Below are 20,478 nucleotides of genomic sequence, written 5' to 3' on the forward strand. Positions count from 1 at the left end.
GTCAGGCGATCGCGGCTTTGCAGGCGGTGACGAACTGCTCCGCCGCCTGGGCCGGGGTGGCGCGGCCGTACTGGGCGTTCTCGGCGGCCTTGGTCAGCTCCGACTTGACCTTGCTGTGTCCCTTGATCGGGACCTGCGGGGACGGCCCGAACTTCTGCGCCAGCTCGGACTCGACCTGGATGGACTGCTTCATGGCCGGGTCGGTGGCGGTCTCACTGACCTTGGCCCGCAGGTCCATGTTGGAGGGCAGGCCACGGTCGGTGCCGAGCAGCGCCACCGCCTCCGGGTCGTTGTTCAGGAAGTTGATCACGTCGACCGCGACGTCGCGGTGCTTGCTGCCCTTGAACACCGACCAGTACATGGAGGCGCGGGCCCACTGGGCGCTCGGGTCACCCGGGTACGCGACCACGCCCAGCTCGTCCTTGGTGTTCTTCTTCAGGTCCGGCATCTGGTTGGCCCAGACCCAGGAGGTGGCCGCCTTGCCGGTGACCACGAGCTGCTTGGTGATGTCGGTGGCGTTGCCCTGGTGGATGACGTCCGCGGTCGGGGTGGCGCCGGAGTCCCGGGCGCCCTTCCACAGCTCGAACCACTTCGTCACGTCCTCGACCGTGAAGCCGAGTTCCTTGCCCCGGTACAGGTCCTTGCCCTGCTGGCGCAGCCAGACCCAGAGCGCCTTGTAGTCGGCGCTCGGGTCCTGGGTGCCGGGCACCTTCGTCTTCTTCGCCACCTGCTCCGCCCAGGCGATGTGCTCCTCCCAGCTCATCCCGGTGGTCGGCTCCGGCAGCCCGTTCTTCGTCAGCAGCGTCTTGTTGTAGACCAGGCCCTGGGTGTTCTCCCCGGCGGCCACCCCGGCGAGCTTGCCGTCGACCACGCCGTACTCCAGCAGGCTCTTCGGGAACTTCGACACGTCGAGCTTGCCGGAGTCGCGGTAGCTGCCCAGGTCGAGCGTGGTGCTGCGGCCGGCGTACTCGGCCAGGTAGTTGTCGTCGATCTGGAACAGGTCGGGCGGGTTGCCGCCGGCGGTCAGCGTGGCGAGCTTGTCGAAGTAGCCCTGGTTGGCCTGCCAGGTCTTCTCGAACGTCACGTCGGGGTGCTTCTTGGTGTAGAGGGCCAGGGCGTCCTCGGTGAGCTTGGCCCGGGCCTCGCCGCCCCACCAGAAGACGGAGAGCTTGACCGGGCCGCCGTCGCCGGCGGCGTCGTCGTCGCCGCAGCCGGCCGCGCCCAGCGCGAGCGGTGCGGCCAACGCGACGACGGCCAGGCCGCGGACGAATCGACGTCGGGACAGAGGGGTACGGTGATCCCGCCCGGCGGGTGCGCCGGCGGTGGGGGGCGTTGCGGCGTGCATCTGCGCTCACTCCTCGGCTGTGGGAGGCGACGACGTCACCGGCGGCCGTCCACGGGTCGCCCGGGTCCGCACCGCTATGCGGGCCCGGGCCACCTGCTCAGGCCCCGGTGCCGTCCCGACCGGGCTCGGGAACGGGCCCGGTCGAGTCGCGGACGACCAGTACGGTCTGGAGCATTACCTGTGCGGTGGTGCGACGGTCGCCGGCCGACGCGCCCCGGCCCCGCACGCCACGCGGCGCGTCGGAGTCGAGTTGCAGCAGCATGTCGACGGCCGTCCGGCCGGCGGCCGCGGTCGGCGTGGCCACCGTCGTCAACTTGGGGCGGGTGAGCCGGCTCAACGCGATGTCGTCGACGCCGACCACGCTGACGTCCTGCGGCACCCGCAGCCCGAGCGCGTCCAGCCCTTCGATCAGGCCGATCGCCATCAGGTCGTTGTAGGCGAGCACGGCGGTGACGCCGCTGCGGCGTACCTGGTCGGCGAGCGCGCCGCCGCCGGTCTCGGTGGGCTGGTTGGGCCCGAGCAGGGTCAGCTCGGCGCCGCCGCCCCGGGCGGCCGCCGAGGCGGCCCGGCGCATCTCCCGGGCGGTCCAGGAGCCGCGCGGGCCGCCGAGCAACGCGATCCGCCGGTGACCGAGGCCGAGCAGGTGCTCGATCGCGGACCGGGCGCCCTGCCCGACGTCCATCATCACGCAGGGCAGGCCGGCGACCTGGCGGTTTATCACCACCACCGGGACCTCGCGGCTGACCTGCTCGATCAGGCTGTTGCTCATCCGGGGGCTGCACAGCAGCACGCCGTCGACCTGTTTGGCGAGCGCGTGGACCAGGTCCTCCTCGGCGGCCACGTCCTCGTTGGTGTCGGCCACGAACACGTGGTAGTCGCGGTGCCGGGCCTGTCCCTCCGCCGCCTTGATCAGCGGCGGGAAGAACGGGTTGGCGATGTCGGCCACGATCAGGCCGATGTTGTGGGTCCGGCCGGTGATCAGGGCCCGGGCGGCCCGGTTGGGCCGGTAACCGAGGTCCTCCGCACAGGCCAGCACCCGGACCCGGGTCTCCGGGTTGACCAGGTGCGGGGCCGAGAACGTGCGGGAGACGGTGGAGATGTGCACGCCGGAGGCCCGGGCGACGTCCCGGATGGTGGCTGGCACGGCGGGCTCCCTCGTCCGATGTGGTGGGGGTCACGGGGTGCCGCCAATTAATGCAAACGGTTGCGCCGGTGTCAACGGTCCATTGTTACGGCTCGATTGCGGTACCGCTCCCGGGGGGTGCATAAAAACGCATCAATGCGGATTGATGGGGCGGGATGTTCATCGACCGTTGACGTCGTATCGGCCGACGTGGTTTCTTCGGCTGCAAACCTTTGCATAACCGCGGGAGGCCGACGTCATGTCACCACCGGCCCGGAAACGGGTCCGCCACGCCCTGGTCGGCGCCGGGGCGCGCGCCGAGATGTTCGTCCGCGCGCTCGCGCTCGACCACGCCGACACCGCCGAGCTGGTCGCCCTCGCCGACGTGAACCAGGCCCGGATGGACGCGCACAACCGCTGGCTCGCCGACCTCGGCCACCCGACGGTGCCCACCTACGCCGCCGCCGACTTCGCCACCATGCTGGCGAAGGAGCGGGTCGACGTGGTGCTGGTGACAAGCGTCGACGTCACCCACGACGAGTACGTGACCGCCGCGCTGCGGGCCGGCTGCGACGTGGTCACCGAGAAGCCGATGACCGTCGACGCGCCCCGCTGCCGGCGCGTGCTGGACGCGGTCGCGGAGACCGGCCGGCAGGTCACCGTCGCGTTCAACTACCGCTACAACCCGCTGCACGAGCAGCTCCGCCGGCTGCTCGCCGACGGCGCGGTGGGCGAGATCGGCTCGGTGCACTTCGAGTGGCTGCTGGACGTACGGCACGGCGCCGACTACTTCCGCCGCTGGCACCGGGACAAGGCCACCTCCGGCGGCCTGCTCGTGCACAAGGCCAGCCACCACTTCGACCTGGTCAACTGGTGGCTGGACGCCCGACCGGTCGAGGTGTACGCGGCCGGCCGGCTGTTCTTCTACGGCGAGACCGGCCGCCGGCACGGCTACGCCCGCGACTACGACCGGGCGCACGGCGCCCCCGCCGCCGCTGACGACCCGTTCGCGCTGCGACTGGCCGAGCACCCCCGGCTGCGCGAGCTGTACCTCGACGCCGAGGCCGAGGACGGCTACCACCGGGACCGCAACGTGTTCGCCCCCGGCGTGACCATCGAGGACGACCTCGCGGTGCTGGCCCGCTACTCCACCGGCGCGACCATGACCTACCACCTCACCGCGTACGCCCCCTGGGAGGGCTACCGGGTGATGGTGAACGGCAGCCGGGGTCGCCTCGAACTGGAGGTCACCGAGAGCGACCACGTCAGCCCCGGCGGCGCGTCCGCGCTCAAGGGCGCCGCGCTGCACGGCGACGAGGCCGCGGTGGAACGCGGCGCGGCCCGGCTCACGCTGCGCCCGTTCTGGGCGCCGCCGGTGGAGATCGGAGTGGAGGGCTGGACCCGGCGCGGGCACGGCGGCGCGGACGCCCGGATGACCCGGGTGCTGCTCGGCGGCGAACCCGACCCGCTCGGCCGTGCCGCCACCGCGTACGACGGCGCGCTCGCGCTGCTCACCGGCCTGGCCGCCAACCGCTCGCTGGAGACCGGCGCGCCCGTCCGGGTCGCCGACCTGCTCACCCTGCCCTGACCGAGGAGCCCCTGTGCCGATCGTCTCTCCCAGCGATCTGCTGCTGCCCGCCGAGCCCGGCCAACGCGCGCTGGCCCGCGAGCTGTACGCCCTGGCGGCCACGCAGCCGATCATCTCCCCGCACGGGCACGTCGACCCGGCGCTGCTGGCCGAGGACCGCCCGTTCCCCGACCCGGCCCGGCTGCTGATCGTGCCCGACCACTACCTGACCCGGATGCTGCTCAGCCAGGGCGTGCCGCCGGCCGACCTGGGCGTGCCGAGCGTCGACGGCAGCCCGGTCGAGACCGACGGGCGGACCATCTGGCGGCGTTTCGCCGCGCACTGGCACCTGTTCCGGGGCACCCCGTCGCGGCTGTGGCTGGAGCAGACGTTCCGGAACGTGTTCGACGTGCACACGCCGCTCTCCCCGGCCACCGCCGACCCGGTCTACGACGCGCTCGCCGCCCGCCTCGCCGAGCCGGCGTTCCGGCCCCGGGAGCTGTTCACCCGCTTCGGCATCGAGGTGCTCGCCACCACCGAGTCGCCCCTGGACGACCTGGGCCGGCACGCCAAGCTCGCCGCCGACGGCTGGGGCGGGCCGGGCGGGCGGGTGGTCACCACGTTCCGCCCGGACGACGTGGTGGACATGGAGTTCGACAACTGGGCGGCCAACGTGGACCGCCTCGCCGACGTCTCCGGCGAGGACACCGGCACGTACGCCGGCTACCTGGCCGCGCTGCGGCAGCGCCGGGCGGCGTTCGTCGCGGCCGGCGCGACCTCGTCCGACCACGGGCACCCGACCGCCCGTACCCTCGATCTCGACCCGGCGCAGGCGGCGGCGCTGTACGACAAGGGCCGGCGCGGCCTCGCCGACCCGGGCGACGCGGAGGCGTTCCGGGCGCACATGCTGCTGGAGTTCGCCCGGATGTCGCTCGACGACGGCCTGGTGATGCAGCTGCACCCGGGCGCGGTGCGCAACCACAACCGGTGGCTGCACGCCCGCCACGGCCGCGACGTCGGCGGCGACGTGCCGCAGGCCACCGACTACGTGCACGGGCTGGCCCCGCTGCTGGACGCGCACGGCAACGACCCCCGGCTGACCGTGGTGCTCTACACGCTCGACGAGGACACGTTCACCCGGGAGTTGGCGCCGCTCGCCGGCGGCTACGCCGCGCTGCGGCTCGGCGCGCCGTGGTGGTTCCTCGACTCGCCGGAGGTGCTGCGCCGGTTCCGGGAGGCGGTCACCGAGACCGCCGGCTTCTACAACACCGCCGGGTTCGTCGACGACACCCGCGCGTTCTGCTCCATCCCGGTCCGCCACGACGTGGCCCGCCGGGTCGACGCCGGTTTCCTGGCCCGCCTGGTCGCCGAGCACCGCCTCGACGCCGACGAGGCCGCCGAGACCATCGTCGACCTGGCGTACCGGCTGCCCAAGCAGGTCTTCAAGTTCTCCGGAGGGCGCTCATGACCAGGATCGTCGACGTCGAGGTGCACGACGTGCGCTTCCCCACCGCCGCCAGCGGCGACGGCTCGGACGCGATCAACCGGGGCGACTACTCGGCCACCTACGTGGAGCTGACCACCGACGGCGGGCCGACCGGCACCGGGTTCACGTTCACCAACGGCCGGGGCAACGAGATCACCTGCGCGGCGGTCCGCGCGCTCGCCCACCACGTACGCGGGCGCACGGTCGCCGAGATCGCCGCCGAGCCGGTGGCGTTCTGGCGGTCGCTCACCGCCGACGTGCAACTGCGCTGGCTCGGGCCGGAGAAGGGGGTGATCCACATGGCCACCGGCGCGCTTGTCAACGCGGTCTGGGACCTGCGCGCCAAGCTGGCCGGCAAGCCGATGTGGCGGTTCCTCGCCGAGCTGCCCACCGACGAGCTGGTGGCCACCGTCGACTTCCACCACATCACCGACGCGCTCACCCCGGACGAGGCGGCGGCCATCCTGGACAAGGGACGCGACGGGCTCGGCGAGCGGCTGGCCGGGCTGGAACGCGACGGCTTCCCGTCGTACACCACGTCGGTGGGCTGGCTCGGCTACCCGGACGAGCAGGTGCGCGCGCTGACCCGCGACGCGTACGCGGCGGGGTGGCGGGCGATGAAGATGAAGGTCGGCGGGCGGCTCGACGACGACCTGCGCCGGGCGAGGATCATCCGGGCCGAGATCGGCCCGGACGCGCTGCTGATGATGGACGCCAACCAGGTCTGGGACGTGGACGAGGCGATCGCCGCGATGAGCGTGCTGGTCGAGGTCGACCCGTACTGGATCGAGGAACCCACCCACGCCGACGACGTGCTCGGGCACGCCCGGATCGCCCGCGCGGTGACCGAGCTGTCCGGCGGCCGGTGCCGGGTCGCCACCGGCGAGGTCGCGGCCAACCGGGTCATCTTCAAGCAGTTGCTCCAGGCCGAGGCGATCGGCGTGATGCAGGTCGACGCGTGCCGGGTCGGCGGCGTCGACGAGGTGCTCGCCGAGCTGCTGCTGGCCGCGAAGTTCGGGGTGCCGGTCTGCCCGCACGCCGGCGGCGTCGGGCTGTGTGAATACGTGCAGCACCTCGCGGTCTTCGACCACCTGCGGGTGAGCACCGGCCTGGACGGCCGGATGGTCGAGTACGTGGACCACCTGCACGAGCACTTCGTCGACCCGGTCCGCACCCGCGGCGGACGCTACCTGCTGCCCACCGCGCCCGGCTACAGCGCCGCCATGCGGCCGGAGTCGATCGCGGAGTTCCGCTTCCCGGAGGGACCGGCATGGCGCTGACCGTCGACACCGACCGGCTCGGCCTGGCCACCCTGCGCCGGCTGCCCGAGGAGAGCCGGCCGCTGGTGCGCCCCGGCACCGTGCCGGCCGGCATCGTCCACCTCGGGCTCGGCGCGTTCCACCGCGCCCACCAGGCCGTGCACACCGAGGCCGCGGTCGGCGCGGCCGGCGGCGACTGGGGCATCGTCGGCGTCGCGCCGCGCAGCACCGACGTGGTCGAGGCCCTCGCTGCGCAGGACGCGCTGTTCAGCGTCACCACGCTCGCCGCCGACGGCGCGTCGACCCGGGTCGTCGGCGCGCTGGCCGGGGTGCGGCACGCCGCCGCCGACCCGGACGCGGTGGTGCGCCTGCTCGCCGACCCGGCGATCCGGGTGGTCACGCTGACCGTCACCGAGAAGGCGTACCAGCTCGACCCGGTGACCGGCGCGCTGGCCGCCGACGCGGAGCTGACCGCCGACCTGACCACCGACCGGCCGCCGCGCACCGTGCCCGGGCTGCTGGTCCGCGGGCTGCTCGCCCGGGCCGCCGCCGACGGCGGGCCGCTGGCGTTGGTGAGCTGCGACAACCTGCCGGCCAACGGGCGCCGGCTGCGCAGCCTGGTCGACCAGTGCCTGGCGCTGGCCCGGGTGCCCGACGCGACGCTGGACCGGGTGGCGGCGCAGGTCACCTGCCCCGGCACGATGGTCGACCGGATCGTGCCGGCCAGCACCGACGAGACCCGGGAGACCGCGCGGCGCGCGCTCGGCGTGACCGACCTGGCTGCGGTCGCGGCCGAACCGTGGTCGCAGTGGGTGATCGAGGACGACTTCCCCGGCGGCCGACCCGCCTGGGAGCGGGCCGGCGCGGTCCTCACCGACGACGCCGGCCCGTGGGAACGGCTGAAGCTGCGCGCGCTCAACGGCGTGCACTCCGCCACCGCGTACCTCGGGGCCCTCGCGGGCGCGGAGACGGTGCTCGACGCGCTGGCGCTGCCGCACCTGGACGCGGTGCTGCGCCGGCTGGTCGCCGAGGAGATCGCGCCGAGCTTCACCCCGCCGCCCGGCGTCTCCGTGCCGGACTACGGGGAGCAGGTGCTCGCCCGCTTCGCCAACCCGGCGATCCGCTACCGCACCGCGCAGGTCGCCTCGGACGGCTCGCAGAAGCTGCCGCAGCGGGTGCTGCACACGGCCGTCGACCTGCGCGCGGCCGGCCGGTCGGCGCGGTGGAGCGCGCTGGTGGTGGCCGCCTGGCTGCGGTTCCTGCACGGGCACACCGACGACGGCCGGCCGCTGCCGCTCGACGACCCGCTCGCCGACCGGCTGCGCGCGACGCTGGCCGACGGTCGGCACACGCCGGCCGGCGTGGTCGACGCGGTCTTCGCGGTCCGCGAGGTCTTCCCCGCCGAGCTGGCCGCCGACGAGGAGTTCCGGGCGGCCGTGACCGGCTGGCTGACCGCACTGGACCGGCACGGCGTCCGGGCCACCCTGGCCGGCGCCCGGTGACCGGCGGCACGCCGGCACGACCCGGCGACGGCGACGGCGCGCGGCCCGACAGCGACGACGCGCCGGGGGTGGACCGGTGAGCGGCGGCGCGCCGCCGCGGGTGGCGTTGGTCGGCGCGAACGGGCACGGCCGCTGGCACCGGCGGGTGATCGCCGCGCTGCACGGCGCCGGCCGGCTGCGGCTGGTCGCGCTTGTCGACGTGCGGCCCCCGGAGGAGGAACCGGACGCGCCGACGCCGCCCGGGACCGGGATCTTCACCGACCACCGGGCGATGCTGGCCGCGTCCCGGCCGGACGTGGTGGTGGTGTGCACGCCGCCGCACACCCACCTGCCGATCGCGCGCGACGTGCTCGCCGCCGGCGCGGACCTGCTGCTGGAGAAGCCGCCCGTGCTCGACCTGGCCGAACACCGGGCGCTTGTCGACGCCGCCACCGCCGCCGGGCGGGCGGTGCAGGTCAACTTCCAGGCGCTCGGCTCGGCGGCGCTGGCCGAGCTGACCGGCGCGCTGGCCGCCGGGCGGCTCGGCCCGGTCACCGGCATCGCCACCGTCGCGGCCTGGCAGCGTCCCGACGCCTACTACGCCCGCTCCCCGTGGGCCGGCCGGCGGTCGGTGGACGGCCGGCCGGCGCTGGACGGCGCCCTGGCCAACCCGCTCGCGCACGCGCTGATGCAGTGCCTGGCGGTGGCCGAGGCGGTGGCCGGCGAGCCGGTGCGACCGGCCCGGATCGAGGTGGAGCGCTACCGGGTCCGCCCGATCGAGGTGGACGACACCACGGTGCTGCGGCTGACCCCGGACGCCGGGCCACCGGTGCTGGCCGCGCTCACGCTGGCCGCCGAGGAGCACGTGGCCGGCGACGTGCTGGTCACCGGCGAGCGGGGACGGGCGGTGCTGGAGTACCCGACCGACCGGCTGCGCCTGCCCGGCGACGCCCGCCCGCGCGTCGTGCCGGGCCGGGTCGGGCTGCTGGCGAACCTGCTGGACCACCGCGCCGCCGGCGTGCCGCTGATCGCGCCGCTGGCGCGTACCGGGCCGTTCACCGAGGTGCTGGACGCGCTGCGGGACGCGCCCGAGCCGACGCTGCTCGACGGTGACCTGGTGCGCACCGTGGGCGACGGACCGGAGCGGGTCCGGGTGCTCCGCGGCGTCAACGCGGTGCTGCGGGACGCGGCGGAGACCGGCGTGCTGCCGTCCGAGGCGGGCGTGCCGTGGGCGGTCCGGCCGTACCTGGTGAACCTCGGCGTCGACATCCCCGACAGACAGGACGGAACACATCATGCGTAGACGAACGGTCACCGCCGCGATCCTCGCCGCCACGCTCGCGGCCACCACCGCCGTACCCGCGTCGGCCGCGCCGGCCGGGCAGCGGTCGTCCCGCGCGGCAGAGCCGATCGGCCGCCAGGAGCCGGCGGCGGGCCTGCTCGGCCGCCAGGCGCTGCCGGCGAACGACGGGTGGGCCGCCGAGGGCGCCGGCACCACCGGCGGCGGGGCCGCCACCGCGGACCGGGTACGCGTGGTGCGGACCCGCGCCGAGCTGGTCGCCGCGCTCGGCGGCGACAACGCCACGAACGCGACCGACGCCACTCCCAAGATCGTGTACGTGGCCGGGCCGATCGACGGCTTCGAAGGGCCCGACGGCACGCCGCTGGGCTGCGCCGACCTGGCCGACCCGGAGTACTCGCTGCCGGCCTACCTGGCCGCGTACGATCCGGCGGTCTGGGGCCGAGTGGACCCGAGCGGCCCGCTGGAGGCGGCCCGGGTCCGGTCGGTGGCCGCCCAGACCCGGCAGACGCAGATCAACGTCGGGTCCAACACCACGATCATCGGGCTGCGCGGCGCCCGGCTCACCGGGCTGACCCTGATGATCGACCGGGTCACCAACGTGATCGTGCGGAACCTGGAACTGGCCGACGCCCGGGACTGCTTCCCGGCCTGGTCCCCCACCGACGGCGACGCCGGCAACTGGAACTCGCAGTACGACCAGATCTCGGTGCGGCGCAGCGAGCACGTCTGGGTGGACCACAACACGTTCACCGACGGCGACAACCCGGACCGCGCGCAGCCGAGCTACTTCGGCCGGCCCTACCAGGTGCACGACGGCTCGCTCGACGTCACCCACACCGCCAGCCTGGTCACCGCGTCCTGGAACCGGTTCGTCGGGCGGGACAAGCTGATGCTGATCGGCTCCTCCAACACGGTCGGCCCGGACGTCGACCGGCTGAAGGTCAGCGTGCACCACAACCTGTTCGACGGGGACCTCCAGCGGCTGCCCCGGGTGCGGTTCGGCCAGGTGGACGTGCACGAGAACCACTACCGGCTCGGCGGCCCCGGCTTCGAGTACGCGCTCGGCGTCGGCGTCCGGTCCGCCATCGTCGCGGAGCACAACTTCTTCACGCTCGCCGACGACGTCGACCCGGCGGACCTCATCCGGGACTGGGGCGGCACCGCGCTCACCGAGCGCGGGAGCTGGGTGCGGCAGGGTGACGGCCGGGCCCGGCCGGTGGACCTGCTGGCCGCGTACAACGCCGCGCACGACCCGGACCTCGGCGGCGACGCCGGCTGGACGCCGACGCTGCGCGCCGCGCCGCCGCTGCCGACGCCGCTGGTGCCGCTGGTCGTCGGCGCCTGGGCGGGTGCCGGTCGCCTCCCGCTCTGACCGCTGACCCACCCGCGCTCCGGGCCGGCGTCCGCACCCGACGGACGCCGGCCCGACGGCTTCCGTCGGGGTGTCGGCTGACACGCCGGCCCCGATGCGCGATGATCACCTTTGCCGGACCTCACCGTCGGTGGCATGAATCGGCGGTCACCGGGGACAAGAGGGTGAGAAGCGGGTGGTGACAGCGGAAGTGGATGCCCAGGCCCGGAGACGGGCACGGGACGGAGGCCGGACGTGACGGGTGGGACATCCGGCCGGGTCCTCACCATCGACCTGCCGGCCGACCCCGGCCGGCTCGCGCCCACCCGGGAGCGGCTGCGCGGCTGGCTGCACGCGCACGGCATCGGCGAGTGGGATGTCGAGACGGTGCTGATCGCCACCGGGGAGGCCTGCGCCAACGCGATCGAGCACGGCTACCGTTTCGCCCCCGACGGGATCACCACGCTCCGGGTCGAACTGCGCGACGACCGGCTGGAGATCGAGGTACGCGACCACGGCGCCTGGCGACCGGCCGACGGCGGCGACGAGAGCGACCGCGGCCGGGGGCGGCTGATCATGGCGCGGGTGATGGACGAGGCGACAATCGTCGGCACGCCGGAGGGCACCTGCGTACGCCTGGTCAAGCGGCTCAACCCGGCCGGCTGACGCCGACCCGGGTTCCGGTCGGCTGTCCCCGGCGAGCGAAGATCAGCTATAAGGGACGTATGGAGTTCCCCGCGTACCTCGCCACCATGCCGATGCACGCGATCACCGAGATCCACGGTGAGCCCGGCCTGCTGGCCCGTTTCCGGCTGGAGGTCGCCGCGTTCGACGACGCGGCCCGCGACCGGTTGACCGAGGCGCTGGACCTCGCCACCGAGCTGCACCGCGACGACCGGCGGGTCCGGGAGCCGTACCTGAACCACCTGCTGCGGGTGGCGATCCGGCTGATGCACCACTACCAGGTGCGGGACGTGGACGTGATCGTCGCGGGACTGCTGCACGACGCGGTGGAGGACCACCCGGTCGAGCTGGCCGGACCAACTGTGGACGGGGACGTGACGACCGCGGCGCTGGCCACGCTCGCCGCGCGGTTCGGCGCGCGGGTGGCGCGACTGGTCGCGGCGGTCACCAACCCGGAGTACGACCCGGGCCGGGACCGGGACGCGCAGTACCGGGAGCACGTGGCGACCAGCCTGGACCGGGAGCCCTGGGCGCGGGTGATCAAGGTGTCCGACTTCACCGACAACGGCGTCGGCGTGATCCACACGGTCGGTCCGAAGGTGGCTCGGGCGGCCACCAAGTACCGCCCGCTGGTGCCGGTCTTCCGCGAGCTGGTCGCCCGCCCGGACACGCCGCTGTCCATGCCGGTCAAGCGACACATCTTCGCCCAGCTCGACCTCGCCGAGGAGCGCTTCAGCGCCATCCTCGACCCCCAGCCCTGACCCACCCCTACCCCCTCCACCCCAAACAGCCTCTTTCACGGAAAGCGTGGCTGATCCAGGCGGATCAGCCACGCTTTCCGTGAAACAGCGGCCAGGGGGTGGGGCGCCCAGGGGCGGCGGGTGGTCAGGCGGGGTCGGGGGTGCCCAGGGCGGCGGCGACCCTGGCGCGCAGCGCGGGCAGCCGCTCCGGGTGCTCGCGCAGCACCACCCGCAGGGTGGCGTGGCCGCCGGCGGCTGCCGCGCCGAGCACGTCGAGCAACGTGCCGAGCTGGGCCGGCGGCTCGTCGGCGAGCAGGTTCGCCGCGTCCCGGACGACGAGGGTCAGCGGCCCGGAGTCGATCCGGTCGGCCAGGGCGTCGGCGAGGGCGTCCCAGTTGCGGCCGTACCAGTCGGGCAGCGGCAGCGCCTCGGCAAGCGTCTCGTGCAGGGCCGCCCGGGTCCGGGTGGCCGGGCCGGGGAGCGGCACACCGGCCGGCTCGGGCGCCGCCCGGGCGTCGCGCGCCCGCCGGGCGGGGGGGTGGGGGTGCGGGGCGCCCGTGGTAACGGCCCTTGCCCCCCGCGGGCGCGGGCGGTGCGGGCCGGCCCCGACGGCAACTCAGAGCCGGTAGAAGTTGGCGTAGTGGTCGGGTGAGAACCAGGTCGCCCCGGTGCTCCTGTTCACCACGATCCGGTACGCGTCCCGGGCGGCGTTGCAGGCGCGCGGGTAGACGTCGTACTCGTAGTAGGCGGCGTTGGTGGGCAGTTGACCCTCGCGGTTGTAGAACTGCCCGCCGGCGAAGTTGCACTGGCCGCCGCTCCACGAGTACCAGCCCCGGCTGGTCGGGAAGCTCTTCGCCGACCAGCCGGAGCGGGCGGTCCGGGCGTCCGTGCAGCGCGACAGCGTGCAGGAGCTGTAGACGGCAGCCTCGGCGGGCTCGGCGAGTCGGGTGGAGACCGTGGCGGGGGCCACGAGCGCGGCGGCGGCCACGGCGGTGACCAGGGCGGACGCGGCCAGAGCGCGGCGTACGCGGGTGACGACGGCGCGGAACGGGGTCAAGGGATCCTCCTTGAGCGAGCCGACAGGGCATCGACCAACATCGTTGGCTGGTCGGCGCTCAGTCTGCCCAGGATCCTGCCCGGCGTACAGCCCTCACCCGGCGACCGTGCCCCGAATCCCGGGTGAACAGGCGGTGGCGGGTGCGGACGGACCGAGCCGCCCGCACCCGCCGTGTGCTCAGCGCGCGAACGCCTGGAACTCGGCGATCCGCACGTTCTGCGCCTGCGGGCTGGCCGTCGCGCAGTCGGTCGCCGCCCGCGGGTCGGCGTCCTGCTCACCGGCGTAGTCCGGCGCGCCGGTGCACTGGTTGGTCAGCACCTCGACGCGCAGGTGGGTGGCCCGGGTGCGGGGGATGTCGAACGAGCGCAGGATCAGCTCCGGCGCCCGGGGACGCGGCGCCACCGCCGGGAACGCGTCCGGCCGGCTCGTGAACACCGGCCGGAAGTCGGCCGCGTCGGCGCAGCTCACCGTGCCGTCGGCGGTGCACGCCAGGACCCGGAACTGCCGCACCGCGGAGTACCGGCTCTGGGTGCCGGCGTCCGGGTCCCCGGTCACCGGCGGGCGCAGCATCGCGCTGACCTGCACCCGGCGTACCTGCTGGAGGCCGCCGGCCAGGTCGACGGTGACCTGCCGCCCGGCCACCGGCGCGCCGAGCGAGGCCCAGTTGGTGGCCTCGTCGTCGTCCGCGACCGACGCCAGGTTGACGCCGTCGCCGGCGACCGTCGCGCCCGCCGTCGTCGAGGCCAGGTTGGGCCGCAGCACCACCGGCAGCGTCCGGTTCTGGCCGGCCTTCACGGTCACCGGGCCGATCCGGGTGTGCCCGTACCCGGGCGCCCGGACCACGAACTCGTACGTGCCGGGCACCAGGTCCACCCGGTCGGCGAGCGGGGTGGCCGCGTCGGTGTCCGCGACCGGCACCGCCCGCGCCTGGTAGCGCCCGACGAACAGCTGCGCGCCGGCCACCGGCCCGCGGTCGCCGAGCGGCAGCAGCCGCAGCGAGCCCTCCTCCGCGTACGGGGAGGTGAAGCCCGGCGTCGGATCGGGGTCGGCGTTGCCGACGCTGGCCGCGGTCTCGCCGAGGCCCCGCGCGGCGAACGCGTTCCAGAGCAGGTCCTGGTTGGCCCCGCCGAAGCGGATCCGGTCGGCGGCGAGCATCGCGTCCCGGGCGTCGACCATGCTGACCTGGCTGACCGCCATCAGCAGGAACGAGTCGACGACGAGCTGGATCCAGCGCCGGTTGCCCGGGCAGGCCGTCACGTCACGGGCCCCGGTCGCGCACGCCTTCTGCACGGCCGGCGTGCCGGCGCCCCAGCGACGCATCATGGCCGCCCGGATGTCGGTGTTGGTGGCGCTCCACACCTCGCCGGACGCGTGCACCTGGAGGCCGGTCACGTCGTAGTCGACCGACGAGTAGTTCAACGGGCTGGCGCTCATGTTGTAGTTGCGGATGCCCGCGTTCGGGTCCTGCGTGGTGTACTCGCCGATGGTGAAGCCACGCCGGCCGGGCGCGGCGTACCCGTGCTCGAACAGGTATTCCATGGCGAGCTGGTCGGACCAGCTCTCGCTCATGCCCTGCGGGGAGCTGACGCCCGCGCTCGGGCCGGCGATCATGCGGTTGGTGACCGCGTGGCCGTACTCGTGGGCGATCACCGACATGTCGAAGTCGCCGTCCACGCAGGGCGCGTAGAACGAGCCGGCGACCGGCTGCCACAGGTACATGTTGGTGGTCGGCGCGACGCCGTCCGGCGGGGTGATCTGGTTGGCGTTGTTGCGGGCCGGGAACGTCGGCGGGCCGCCGCTCACGCCGCCGGCCTGCGCGTTGCCCTGCTCGGCGTCGCCGCCGAGACCGCCCCGACCGAGGTTGTCCTGTTGCAGGTTCCAGGTCTCCTCGGTGAAGCCCAGGTGGTAGGTCCAGTCGTGCATCCGGTTGTGCATCCCGAACAGGTTCGCGCGGGCCGCGTCGATGTCGTTGGCCTGCGGCGAGGTGAACACCTCCGGGTCGCAGCGCCGCTCCTGCCACTGGTTCGTCCACGGGTACGCGTAGACGCGGTCCGGACGCGGCGTGGCGGGCTCGGTGCCGACGCTGAACGGGTCGTTGCTGAACCAGTTCTGCACCGCGATCGCGTTGTTGCCCCTCGTGGTGGTGGTGGACGCCCCGGTGGCCGGGTCCACGTCCCACGCCGGGTGCCCCGGCACGCCGACCACCTCGCGGCAGCCGGCCGCCGGCACGGCGCACCAACGCACCCGGGTGTCGACCGAGGACCTGTCGACGCGCGGCGAGTTCGGGAACACGTCCCAGGACGGATTGTCCTCCGCGTGGTCGATCAGGTCCGCACGGACCAGCACGCCGCCGTCGCGGGCGTCCACGTAGGTGGAGTAGGCGGCCGGGTCCGCGCCGGTGGTGTCCGCGCCCAGCACCACCTCCCAGGCCGCGCGCGGCCCCCGGTCCGCGGTGGGCACCGCGACCAACGAGGTACGCAGGACCTGCGCGTCGGCGCGGCCGGCGTCCGCGATGGCGGCGCTGCGGGCCTGCGCGGCGTCGATCGTGGCCGGCGCCGGCGTGCCGGCGTCCCGGGCCAGTGACGAGCTGACGTGCCAGACCGCCCCGTCGCGTACGCCAATCGCCAGCATGCCGTCGACGGCGGCCGGCAGGTTGCCGAAGCGCTGCCGGAACAGCACTGTCGCGCCCGGCCCCATCGGCGCCACGGTCAACTGCTCCAGCGCGGCGGCGCCCTCGGCGGTCAGCCCGAGCACGTCGGAGTTCGCCGTCACGTAGGCGCGCGCGGCGGCGGCCGGGTCGGCGGGCAGCCCGGTGGCGAGCGGCTTCCCGGTCGAGGTGAGCGTGGCCGGCGTACCGAAGTCGGTCCAGCGGACCCGCGCGCCCAGCGCGGCGACCCGGTCCCGCTGCCGCGCGCTGGCGGCGACGCGGCCCTTGCGGTTGTCCTTGGCCCGGGTGTCGTGCCGGTCCCCCGGCAGGTGGTCGGGTACGGCCCCGGTGCGGGCCTGGTCCCGGGGTGCGGCCTGACCGCCGGCTCCGGCGGTCAGGACCATGCCGGCTGCCATGAGCAGCGCGGTGGTCCCCGTCAACGCACGGGATGGTGTGCGCACGGTCCCTCCTGTCATCGTCGAACGGCGATGTCCGTGCCGCCATCCGACCAGGATGATCGACCGGCCGACACCCGCCGAACATCCATTAATTACAGTGCGTCGATGCCTTGGGCACCCGTCAGTGCGGCTGCTGGCCGATCAGGGCGCAGACCGCCAGGTACACCTCCCGACGGCGGATCTGGTCCTTCCGCTCGACCACGAACACGAGGTCGCCCCGGCGGGTGCGCAACAGGACACCCGGGAGCATGTTGGACGCCCCCAGGAGGCGGCTCACCGGATGCCTGACGTTGCGGTCGGCGACGGCTCCCGCGAGACCCGTCATCTGGAACTCGTCCTCGCGCGCCGACAGGATGTCGCCGGCGGCGAGCCGGTCGGTCACCAGCCGTCCGCCGGCCATCAGGCTGCGCGTCACGGCGAGGTGGTCGACGAAGACCCGCATCACCGCGTGGATCCGGCTGGCGTCGGCGCGGGCGCCGAGGCCGGCGGTGTACCCCTCGAACGTCACGAGTGGCGCGGCGTCCCCACCCGTGGGGGCGGTGCGCAGTCTCCGCTTGCCGCGACGGGCCGCCATGACGCCGAGCAGGAGCGGAGCACCCCCGATCAGCAGACACAGCAGGAAGCCGAGCGCGGGACTGTTCCGGCTCATGGGTGTTTCCCTTCCCTCGACGGCGGAGCGGGCCTCGATCCGACCACAAGGGACGGTTGGCGGGATCGGTTGCCGGGCCGCAATCAACGGCGCGGTCGCGGGCCACCGCGCCTGATCGGCCGACTCGACCGGCCTCGACGGCGACCCGGCCCGCCCGATCAGGCGGCCCTGACGGGCGTGTCCGGGCGCCCGAGGACCGTCAGGCGGACGGACGGGGCTGATCGTGGGAGTCTGCCGGCTGGCCCGGGTCCCGGTCCCGCGGGCTCCGGGGCGCCAGTGCCGCCGGTCCCGGTCGACCAGGTTTCGGGAGCAGGTGCCGCACCTGCTCCACCGAACCCCCGCGAACACCCAGGCTCTCCCGGGCGGCCCGGTAGAACCGGTCACGTCCCACGTCGGCCCGATGGATCATCCCGGGCACGTCCGACGGCGGCCGAGGCAGGTCCCGGGCCGCCGATTCGATGTCGCGGACCGCGTGCCGCCACTCGGCGGCGGCCCGGACCGTCGCCTCGTCACCGAGCAGCAGCACCGCCTCCCAGGCCAAGGTGTGCCGGACGTCGGCGTCGGCCAGTCGCGCCACTCCCTCGTGGTGGGCGAGCGCCGGCCGCCGCGCCCCGGGACGGTGCTCGCCGAGCATCTGGGTCGCCACGGCGTGGATCTCCTTGACCGCCTTCGTCAACTCCACGTACGCGTCGAGACGCCGTTCGTCCCACCGGACGGTCTGGCTCCGGCGCCACCGGGTCCGCTCGTTCAGGCCGGTGGCGAACATCGTGCCCACCGTTCCGATCAGGACGCCGAGCAGAGCCGGTAGTTGCGTCCCGAGGTTTCCCAGCACGCTCATCGACTCCACCTCACCCGTCCGTCCGCGCGGTCACACGCTATCGCGCGCCAGGAAGGCGGTCACCGCGTGGCGGAAGCCCTGCGGATCCCCGACCCAGGGCAGGTGACCGGCCGTCCAGAGCGCGGCACCGCGCGACCATGTCAGCGTCCCGCAATTCCCGCTTCACCCCGGCGTTGCTGTCCGGTTGCAGCCCCGGTTGACGCTCAGCCGCGGTCCGCGTCAACGAACGGGATGCTATACGCACGACTCCTCCTGTCATTGCCGAACAGCAATGTCCCTCGCAACCGCCGACCTAGATGACAGGGCCGTCGGCGCCTCGAAGATCCGTTAGCGGCAGTACCTCGATGTGTCAGGTCGAGTCAGCCCAGGTGTGTCACGCGCACCGGCTCGCCGAGGACCGCCTCCGCGGCCGGGACGTCGGCGAGCCGGGTGGCCAGGGTCGCCACGGCAAGGCGGGGTGGTAGTGCGGCACTGAACTTCAGACCGTTGACGGCGGCGTCGTCGACGACCGGCAGGCACACCCGTCCGGCGGTCGCGGCGAGCCCGGAACGGAGTTCGTCCCGGCTCAGGCCGGCCCGCAGCCGGATCGACGCGTCGTCGAGGCGCTGGGTCGGATCCGTCAGCTCACTGAGTGTGGAGATCAGGGTGGCGTTGGCCCGGTAGCCCGCCCAGGTCCACCATCGCGCCTCGCCGTCACGATCTTGCACCACCAGCGTGCCGCCCGGATGGACCAGCGACGAGTGTTCCTCGCGCAGACCGGCCAGCCGGCTCGCGGCCCGCCCGGTCATGGCGATCGGCGGGTCGACGCCGAGCAGGACATCCCGCATGGCGCGCAGCATCGGGAACGATCGCCCCGTCGGGGTTCCGCCGGTCATCCACAGCGCCTTGCCCCCGCTCTCCGCCGGCTCCACGAAGCATCGATGACGTTTCCAGTCGATGTGGGTGACCCGCCAACTGCGTCCGGCGAGCAGCAACAGTCGCGGTCCCTGCACCCTCGCGGTCAGCAGCGCCGGATCCGTGCGGCCGATCTCGGAGCGTCCCGACATCACCGTGAACTGGGGCGGCGCCGTGAACACCGCCAGCATGTCCATGAAGTGCCGCCGACCGAAAAGCCGTTCCGCCTCCGGACCGACGAAGAGCATCCCGGAGTCGGAGTCGAGGTATCCGTGGTCGACGAGGTGCCGCACGATGACCTCGGCGTTCCCGTCGAACGGGGGCAGGTCGTTCCATCCGTGCCGCCAGAGCCGGTCGCCGATCCGGTGCTCCTGCAACGCGAGCGCGAGCACCTGCTGGGCGACGATGTGTCGAGGCTCGGGCGGCGGGACGACCTCCTCGACCCACCCCTGGCCCCAGAGGTGGAGCAGCCCGGCCGCCTGAAGCAGCCCGTCGCCGTCGAGCGCCAGGAACAGGCAGTTCCGGTTGGTTCCCGGCCGGCGACCGGTCCGGCCGAGCCGTTGCAGGAAGGCGGCGACGCTGCGTGGCGCGTCGATCTGGACGACCCGGTCGAGGTCACCGACGTCGATGCCGAGTTCGAGTGTGCTGGTGGCGACGATGACGCAGTCGCGTTCCTGGGCGAACGCCTCCTCGGCGCGACGCCGCTCCTCCGCCGACAACGAGGCGTGCGACAGGTAGGTCGTCACCCCGAGCGCGCGGAGCCGCTGCCCGAACTCCTCGACCAACGCACGGGACTCACAGAACACCAAACGCTTCTCTCCCCGGTGCAACGCGGCCAGCACCTTGGCCGCGTTGTGCACCGAGCCCACATAGTCCACCTCCACGTCGCCCGGTGGCCGGCCGGTGAGCCCGGCGGAGGCCGGCCGCGCGTCGGACGCGACGACGCGACCGGGCTCGCGGTCCCGGCCGGCCCCCTGCAACCAGGTCAGCAGGGTCTCGGGATTGCCGACCGTGGCGGAGAGGCCAACGCGCTGCACGGGTCGACCGGCGACGCGGCTGAGCCGTTCCAGCAGGGCCAGCAGGTGCCAGCCCCGGTCGTCGCCGGCGAACGCGTGCACCTCGTCCACCACGACCGCCCGAAGCCCTCGGAAGAACTCGTCGTGATCGACAGTGACGCTGACCAGCATCGACTCCAGTGACTCCGGAGTGGTCAGCAGGACGTCCGGCCGCTCCCGGAGGATCCTGCGTCGTCTTCCCGCGGTCACGTCACCGTGCCAGAGCGCGGCCCGACGCCCCAACCAGCCGGTGTAGGTCTCGATGCGAGGCAGCAGATTGTTGAGCAGGGCCTTGAGCGGGCAGACGTAGAGCACCGACGTGCCGGACCATTCCTCCCGCGCCATCCGGGACAGCAGCGGGAACATGGCCGCCTCAGTCTTGCCGCCGGCGGTGGGTGCGAGAAGCAGCGCATGCTCGCCGTCGAGAAGCGGTCGCACGGCTGCCTCCTGCATGGGTCGGAGGGCCGGCCACTGCAACGAGTTCACCACGTGGTGCAGGACCACCGGGTGCAGCAGCTCGGCGTCCGTCGACATTCCGCTC

Annotated in this window: 16 protein-coding genes; 8 read left to right on the forward strand and 8 right to left on the reverse strand. The window is 73.9% G+C overall.

The genetic code is table 11. The annotated features are described in order from the left end of the window. Position 1: 1 nt before the first annotated feature. Together ACLQ2W_RS12970 and ACLQ2W_RS12975 are read right to left on the reverse strand one after the other, a co-directional pair. Positions 2 to 1,345, reverse strand: a complete 1,344-nt coding sequence (locus tag ACLQ2W_RS12970; RefSeq protein WP_425786590.1) for an ABC transporter substrate-binding protein — start codon at positions 1,343 to 1,345, stop codon at positions 2 to 4. Between the two features lie 97 nt (positions 1,346 to 1,442). Next, positions 1,443 to 2,489, reverse strand: coding sequence for a LacI family DNA-binding transcriptional regulator (locus ACLQ2W_RS12975; protein WP_405089737.1), 1,047 nt, complete (start codon positions 2,487 to 2,489; stop codon positions 1,443 to 1,445). A gap of 238 nt (positions 2,490 to 2,727) precedes the next feature. On the opposite strand from ACLQ2W_RS12975, the gene ACLQ2W_RS12980 reads away from it, so the two are divergent. From ACLQ2W_RS12980 to ACLQ2W_RS13015, 8 genes are all read left to right on the forward strand, one after another. After that, the gene (locus tag ACLQ2W_RS12980; RefSeq protein WP_425786591.1) at positions 2,728 to 4,056 is read left to right on the forward strand and encodes a Gfo/Idh/MocA family protein; all 1,329 of its coding nucleotides are present in this window, start codon (positions 2,728 to 2,730) and stop codon (positions 4,054 to 4,056) included. Between the two features lie 13 nt (positions 4,057 to 4,069). Then, entirely contained in the window at positions 4,070 to 5,503 is a 1,434-nt protein-coding gene (gene uxaC / locus ACLQ2W_RS12985) for a glucuronate isomerase (RefSeq protein ID WP_425786593.1), read from the forward strand. Next, a complete protein-coding gene (locus ACLQ2W_RS12990) occupies positions 5,500 to 6,801 on the forward strand; it encodes an enolase C-terminal domain-like protein (RefSeq protein ID WP_425786594.1) in 1,302 nt (433 codons plus the stop codon). Before uxaC ends, ACLQ2W_RS12990 begins: the two co-directional genes overlap by 4 nt. Next, complete coding sequence (locus ACLQ2W_RS12995) at positions 6,792 to 8,282, forward strand: mannitol dehydrogenase family protein (RefSeq protein ID WP_425786595.1); 1,491 nt, start codon at positions 6,792 to 6,794, stop codon at positions 8,280 to 8,282. The genes ACLQ2W_RS12990 and ACLQ2W_RS12995 overlap by 10 nt, the downstream gene beginning before the upstream one ends. A 76-nt stretch (positions 8,283 to 8,358) precedes the next feature. Continuing rightward, positions 8,359 to 9,564 (forward strand): Gfo/Idh/MocA family protein, encoded by a 1,206-nt coding sequence (locus ACLQ2W_RS13000; RefSeq protein WP_425786596.1) that lies wholly within the window; start codon positions 8,359 to 8,361, stop codon positions 9,562 to 9,564. Beyond that, positions 9,557 to 10,936 (forward strand): pectate lyase family protein, encoded by a 1,380-nt coding sequence (locus ACLQ2W_RS13005; RefSeq protein WP_425786597.1) that lies wholly within the window; start codon positions 9,557 to 9,559, stop codon positions 10,934 to 10,936. Before ACLQ2W_RS13000 ends, ACLQ2W_RS13005 begins: the two co-directional genes overlap by 8 nt. A gap of 234 nt (positions 10,937 to 11,170) precedes the next feature. Beyond that, positions 11,171 to 11,581, forward strand: a complete 411-nt coding sequence (locus ACLQ2W_RS13010; RefSeq protein WP_425786598.1) for an ATP-binding protein — start codon at positions 11,171 to 11,173, stop codon at positions 11,579 to 11,581. A 59-nt stretch (positions 11,582 to 11,640) separates the two neighbouring features. Further along, positions 11,641 to 12,360, forward strand: a complete 720-nt coding sequence (locus tag ACLQ2W_RS13015) for an HD domain-containing protein (protein WP_425786599.1) — start codon at positions 11,641 to 11,643, stop codon at positions 12,358 to 12,360. Positions 12,361 to 12,484: 124 nt separating this feature from the next. Here the strand turns inward: ACLQ2W_RS13015 and ACLQ2W_RS13020 are convergent, their stop codons facing one another. The 6 genes from ACLQ2W_RS13020 to ACLQ2W_RS13045 form a co-directional block, all read right to left on the reverse strand. After that, the gene (locus ACLQ2W_RS13020) at positions 12,485 to 12,826 is read right to left on the reverse strand and encodes a barstar family protein (protein WP_425786600.1); all 342 of its coding nucleotides are present in this window, start codon (positions 12,824 to 12,826) and stop codon (positions 12,485 to 12,487) included. A 129-nt stretch (positions 12,827 to 12,955) separates the two neighbouring features. Then, on the reverse strand, positions 12,956 to 13,396 hold the full coding sequence (locus ACLQ2W_RS13025) for a ribonuclease domain-containing protein (protein WP_425786601.1): 441 nt from the start codon (positions 13,394 to 13,396) through the stop codon (positions 12,956 to 12,958). A 177-nt stretch (positions 13,397 to 13,573) separates the two neighbouring features. Next, the gene (locus tag ACLQ2W_RS13030; RefSeq protein WP_425786602.1) at positions 13,574 to 16,504 is read right to left on the reverse strand and encodes a M36 family metallopeptidase; all 2,931 of its coding nucleotides are present in this window, start codon (positions 16,502 to 16,504) and stop codon (positions 13,574 to 13,576) included. Between the two features lie 118 nt (positions 16,505 to 16,622). Next, on the reverse strand, positions 16,623 to 17,150 hold the full coding sequence (locus ACLQ2W_RS13035) for a hypothetical protein (protein WP_425786603.1): 528 nt from the start codon (positions 17,148 to 17,150) through the stop codon (positions 16,623 to 16,625). A 199-nt stretch (positions 17,151 to 17,349) separates the two neighbouring features. Continuing rightward, positions 17,350 to 17,988, reverse strand: coding sequence for a hypothetical protein (locus ACLQ2W_RS13040; protein WP_425786604.1), 639 nt, complete (start codon positions 17,986 to 17,988; stop codon positions 17,350 to 17,352). Between the two features lie 359 nt (positions 17,989 to 18,347). After that, positions 18,348 to 20,471 carry a DEAD/DEAH box helicase gene (locus tag ACLQ2W_RS13045; protein WP_425786605.1) on the reverse strand — a complete coding sequence of 708 codons (2,124 nt, stop codon included), beginning with the start codon at positions 20,469 to 20,471 and terminating at the stop codon, positions 18,348 to 18,350. Positions 20,472 to 20,478 lie beyond the last annotated feature (7 nt).

It is taken from the genome of Micromonospora sp. DT227 (assembly GCF_049841835.1).
Taxonomy (GTDB): Bacteria; Actinomycetota; Actinomycetes; order Mycobacteriales; family Micromonosporaceae; genus Micromonospora.

Excerpts from the sequence above, each read along its gene's own strand:
- ACLQ2W_RS12970 (WP_425786590.1), bottom strand. The coding sequence starts at position 1,345 with ATGCACGCCGCAACGCCCCCCACCGCCGGCGCACCCGCCGGGCGGGAT.
- ACLQ2W_RS12980 (WP_425786591.1), top strand. The coding sequence starts at position 2,728 with ATGTCACCACCGGCCCGGAAACGGGTCCGCCACGCCCTGGTCGGCGCC.
- ACLQ2W_RS12990 (WP_425786594.1), top strand. The coding sequence starts at position 5,500 with ATGACCAGGATCGTCGACGTCGAGGTGCACGACGTGCGCTTCCCCACC.
- ACLQ2W_RS12995 (WP_425786595.1), top strand. The coding sequence starts at position 6,792 with ATGGCGCTGACCGTCGACACCGACCGGCTCGGCCTGGCCACCCTGCGC.
- ACLQ2W_RS13005 (WP_425786597.1), top strand. The coding sequence starts at position 9,557 with ATGCGTAGACGAACGGTCACCGCCGCGATCCTCGCCGCCACGCTCGCG.
- ACLQ2W_RS13015 (WP_425786599.1), top strand. The coding sequence starts at position 11,641 with ATGGAGTTCCCCGCGTACCTCGCCACCATGCCGATGCACGCGATCACC.
- ACLQ2W_RS13035 (WP_425786603.1), bottom strand. The coding sequence starts at position 17,150 with ATGAGCCGGAACAGTCCCGCGCTCGGCTTCCTGCTGTGTCTGCTGATC.
- ACLQ2W_RS13040 (WP_425786604.1), bottom strand. The coding sequence starts at position 17,988 with ATGAGCGTGCTGGGAAACCTCGGGACGCAACTACCGGCTCTGCTCGGC.
- ACLQ2W_RS13045 (WP_425786605.1), bottom strand. The coding sequence starts at position 20,471 with ATGTCGACGGACGCCGAGCTGCTGCACCCGGTGGTCCTGCACCACGTG.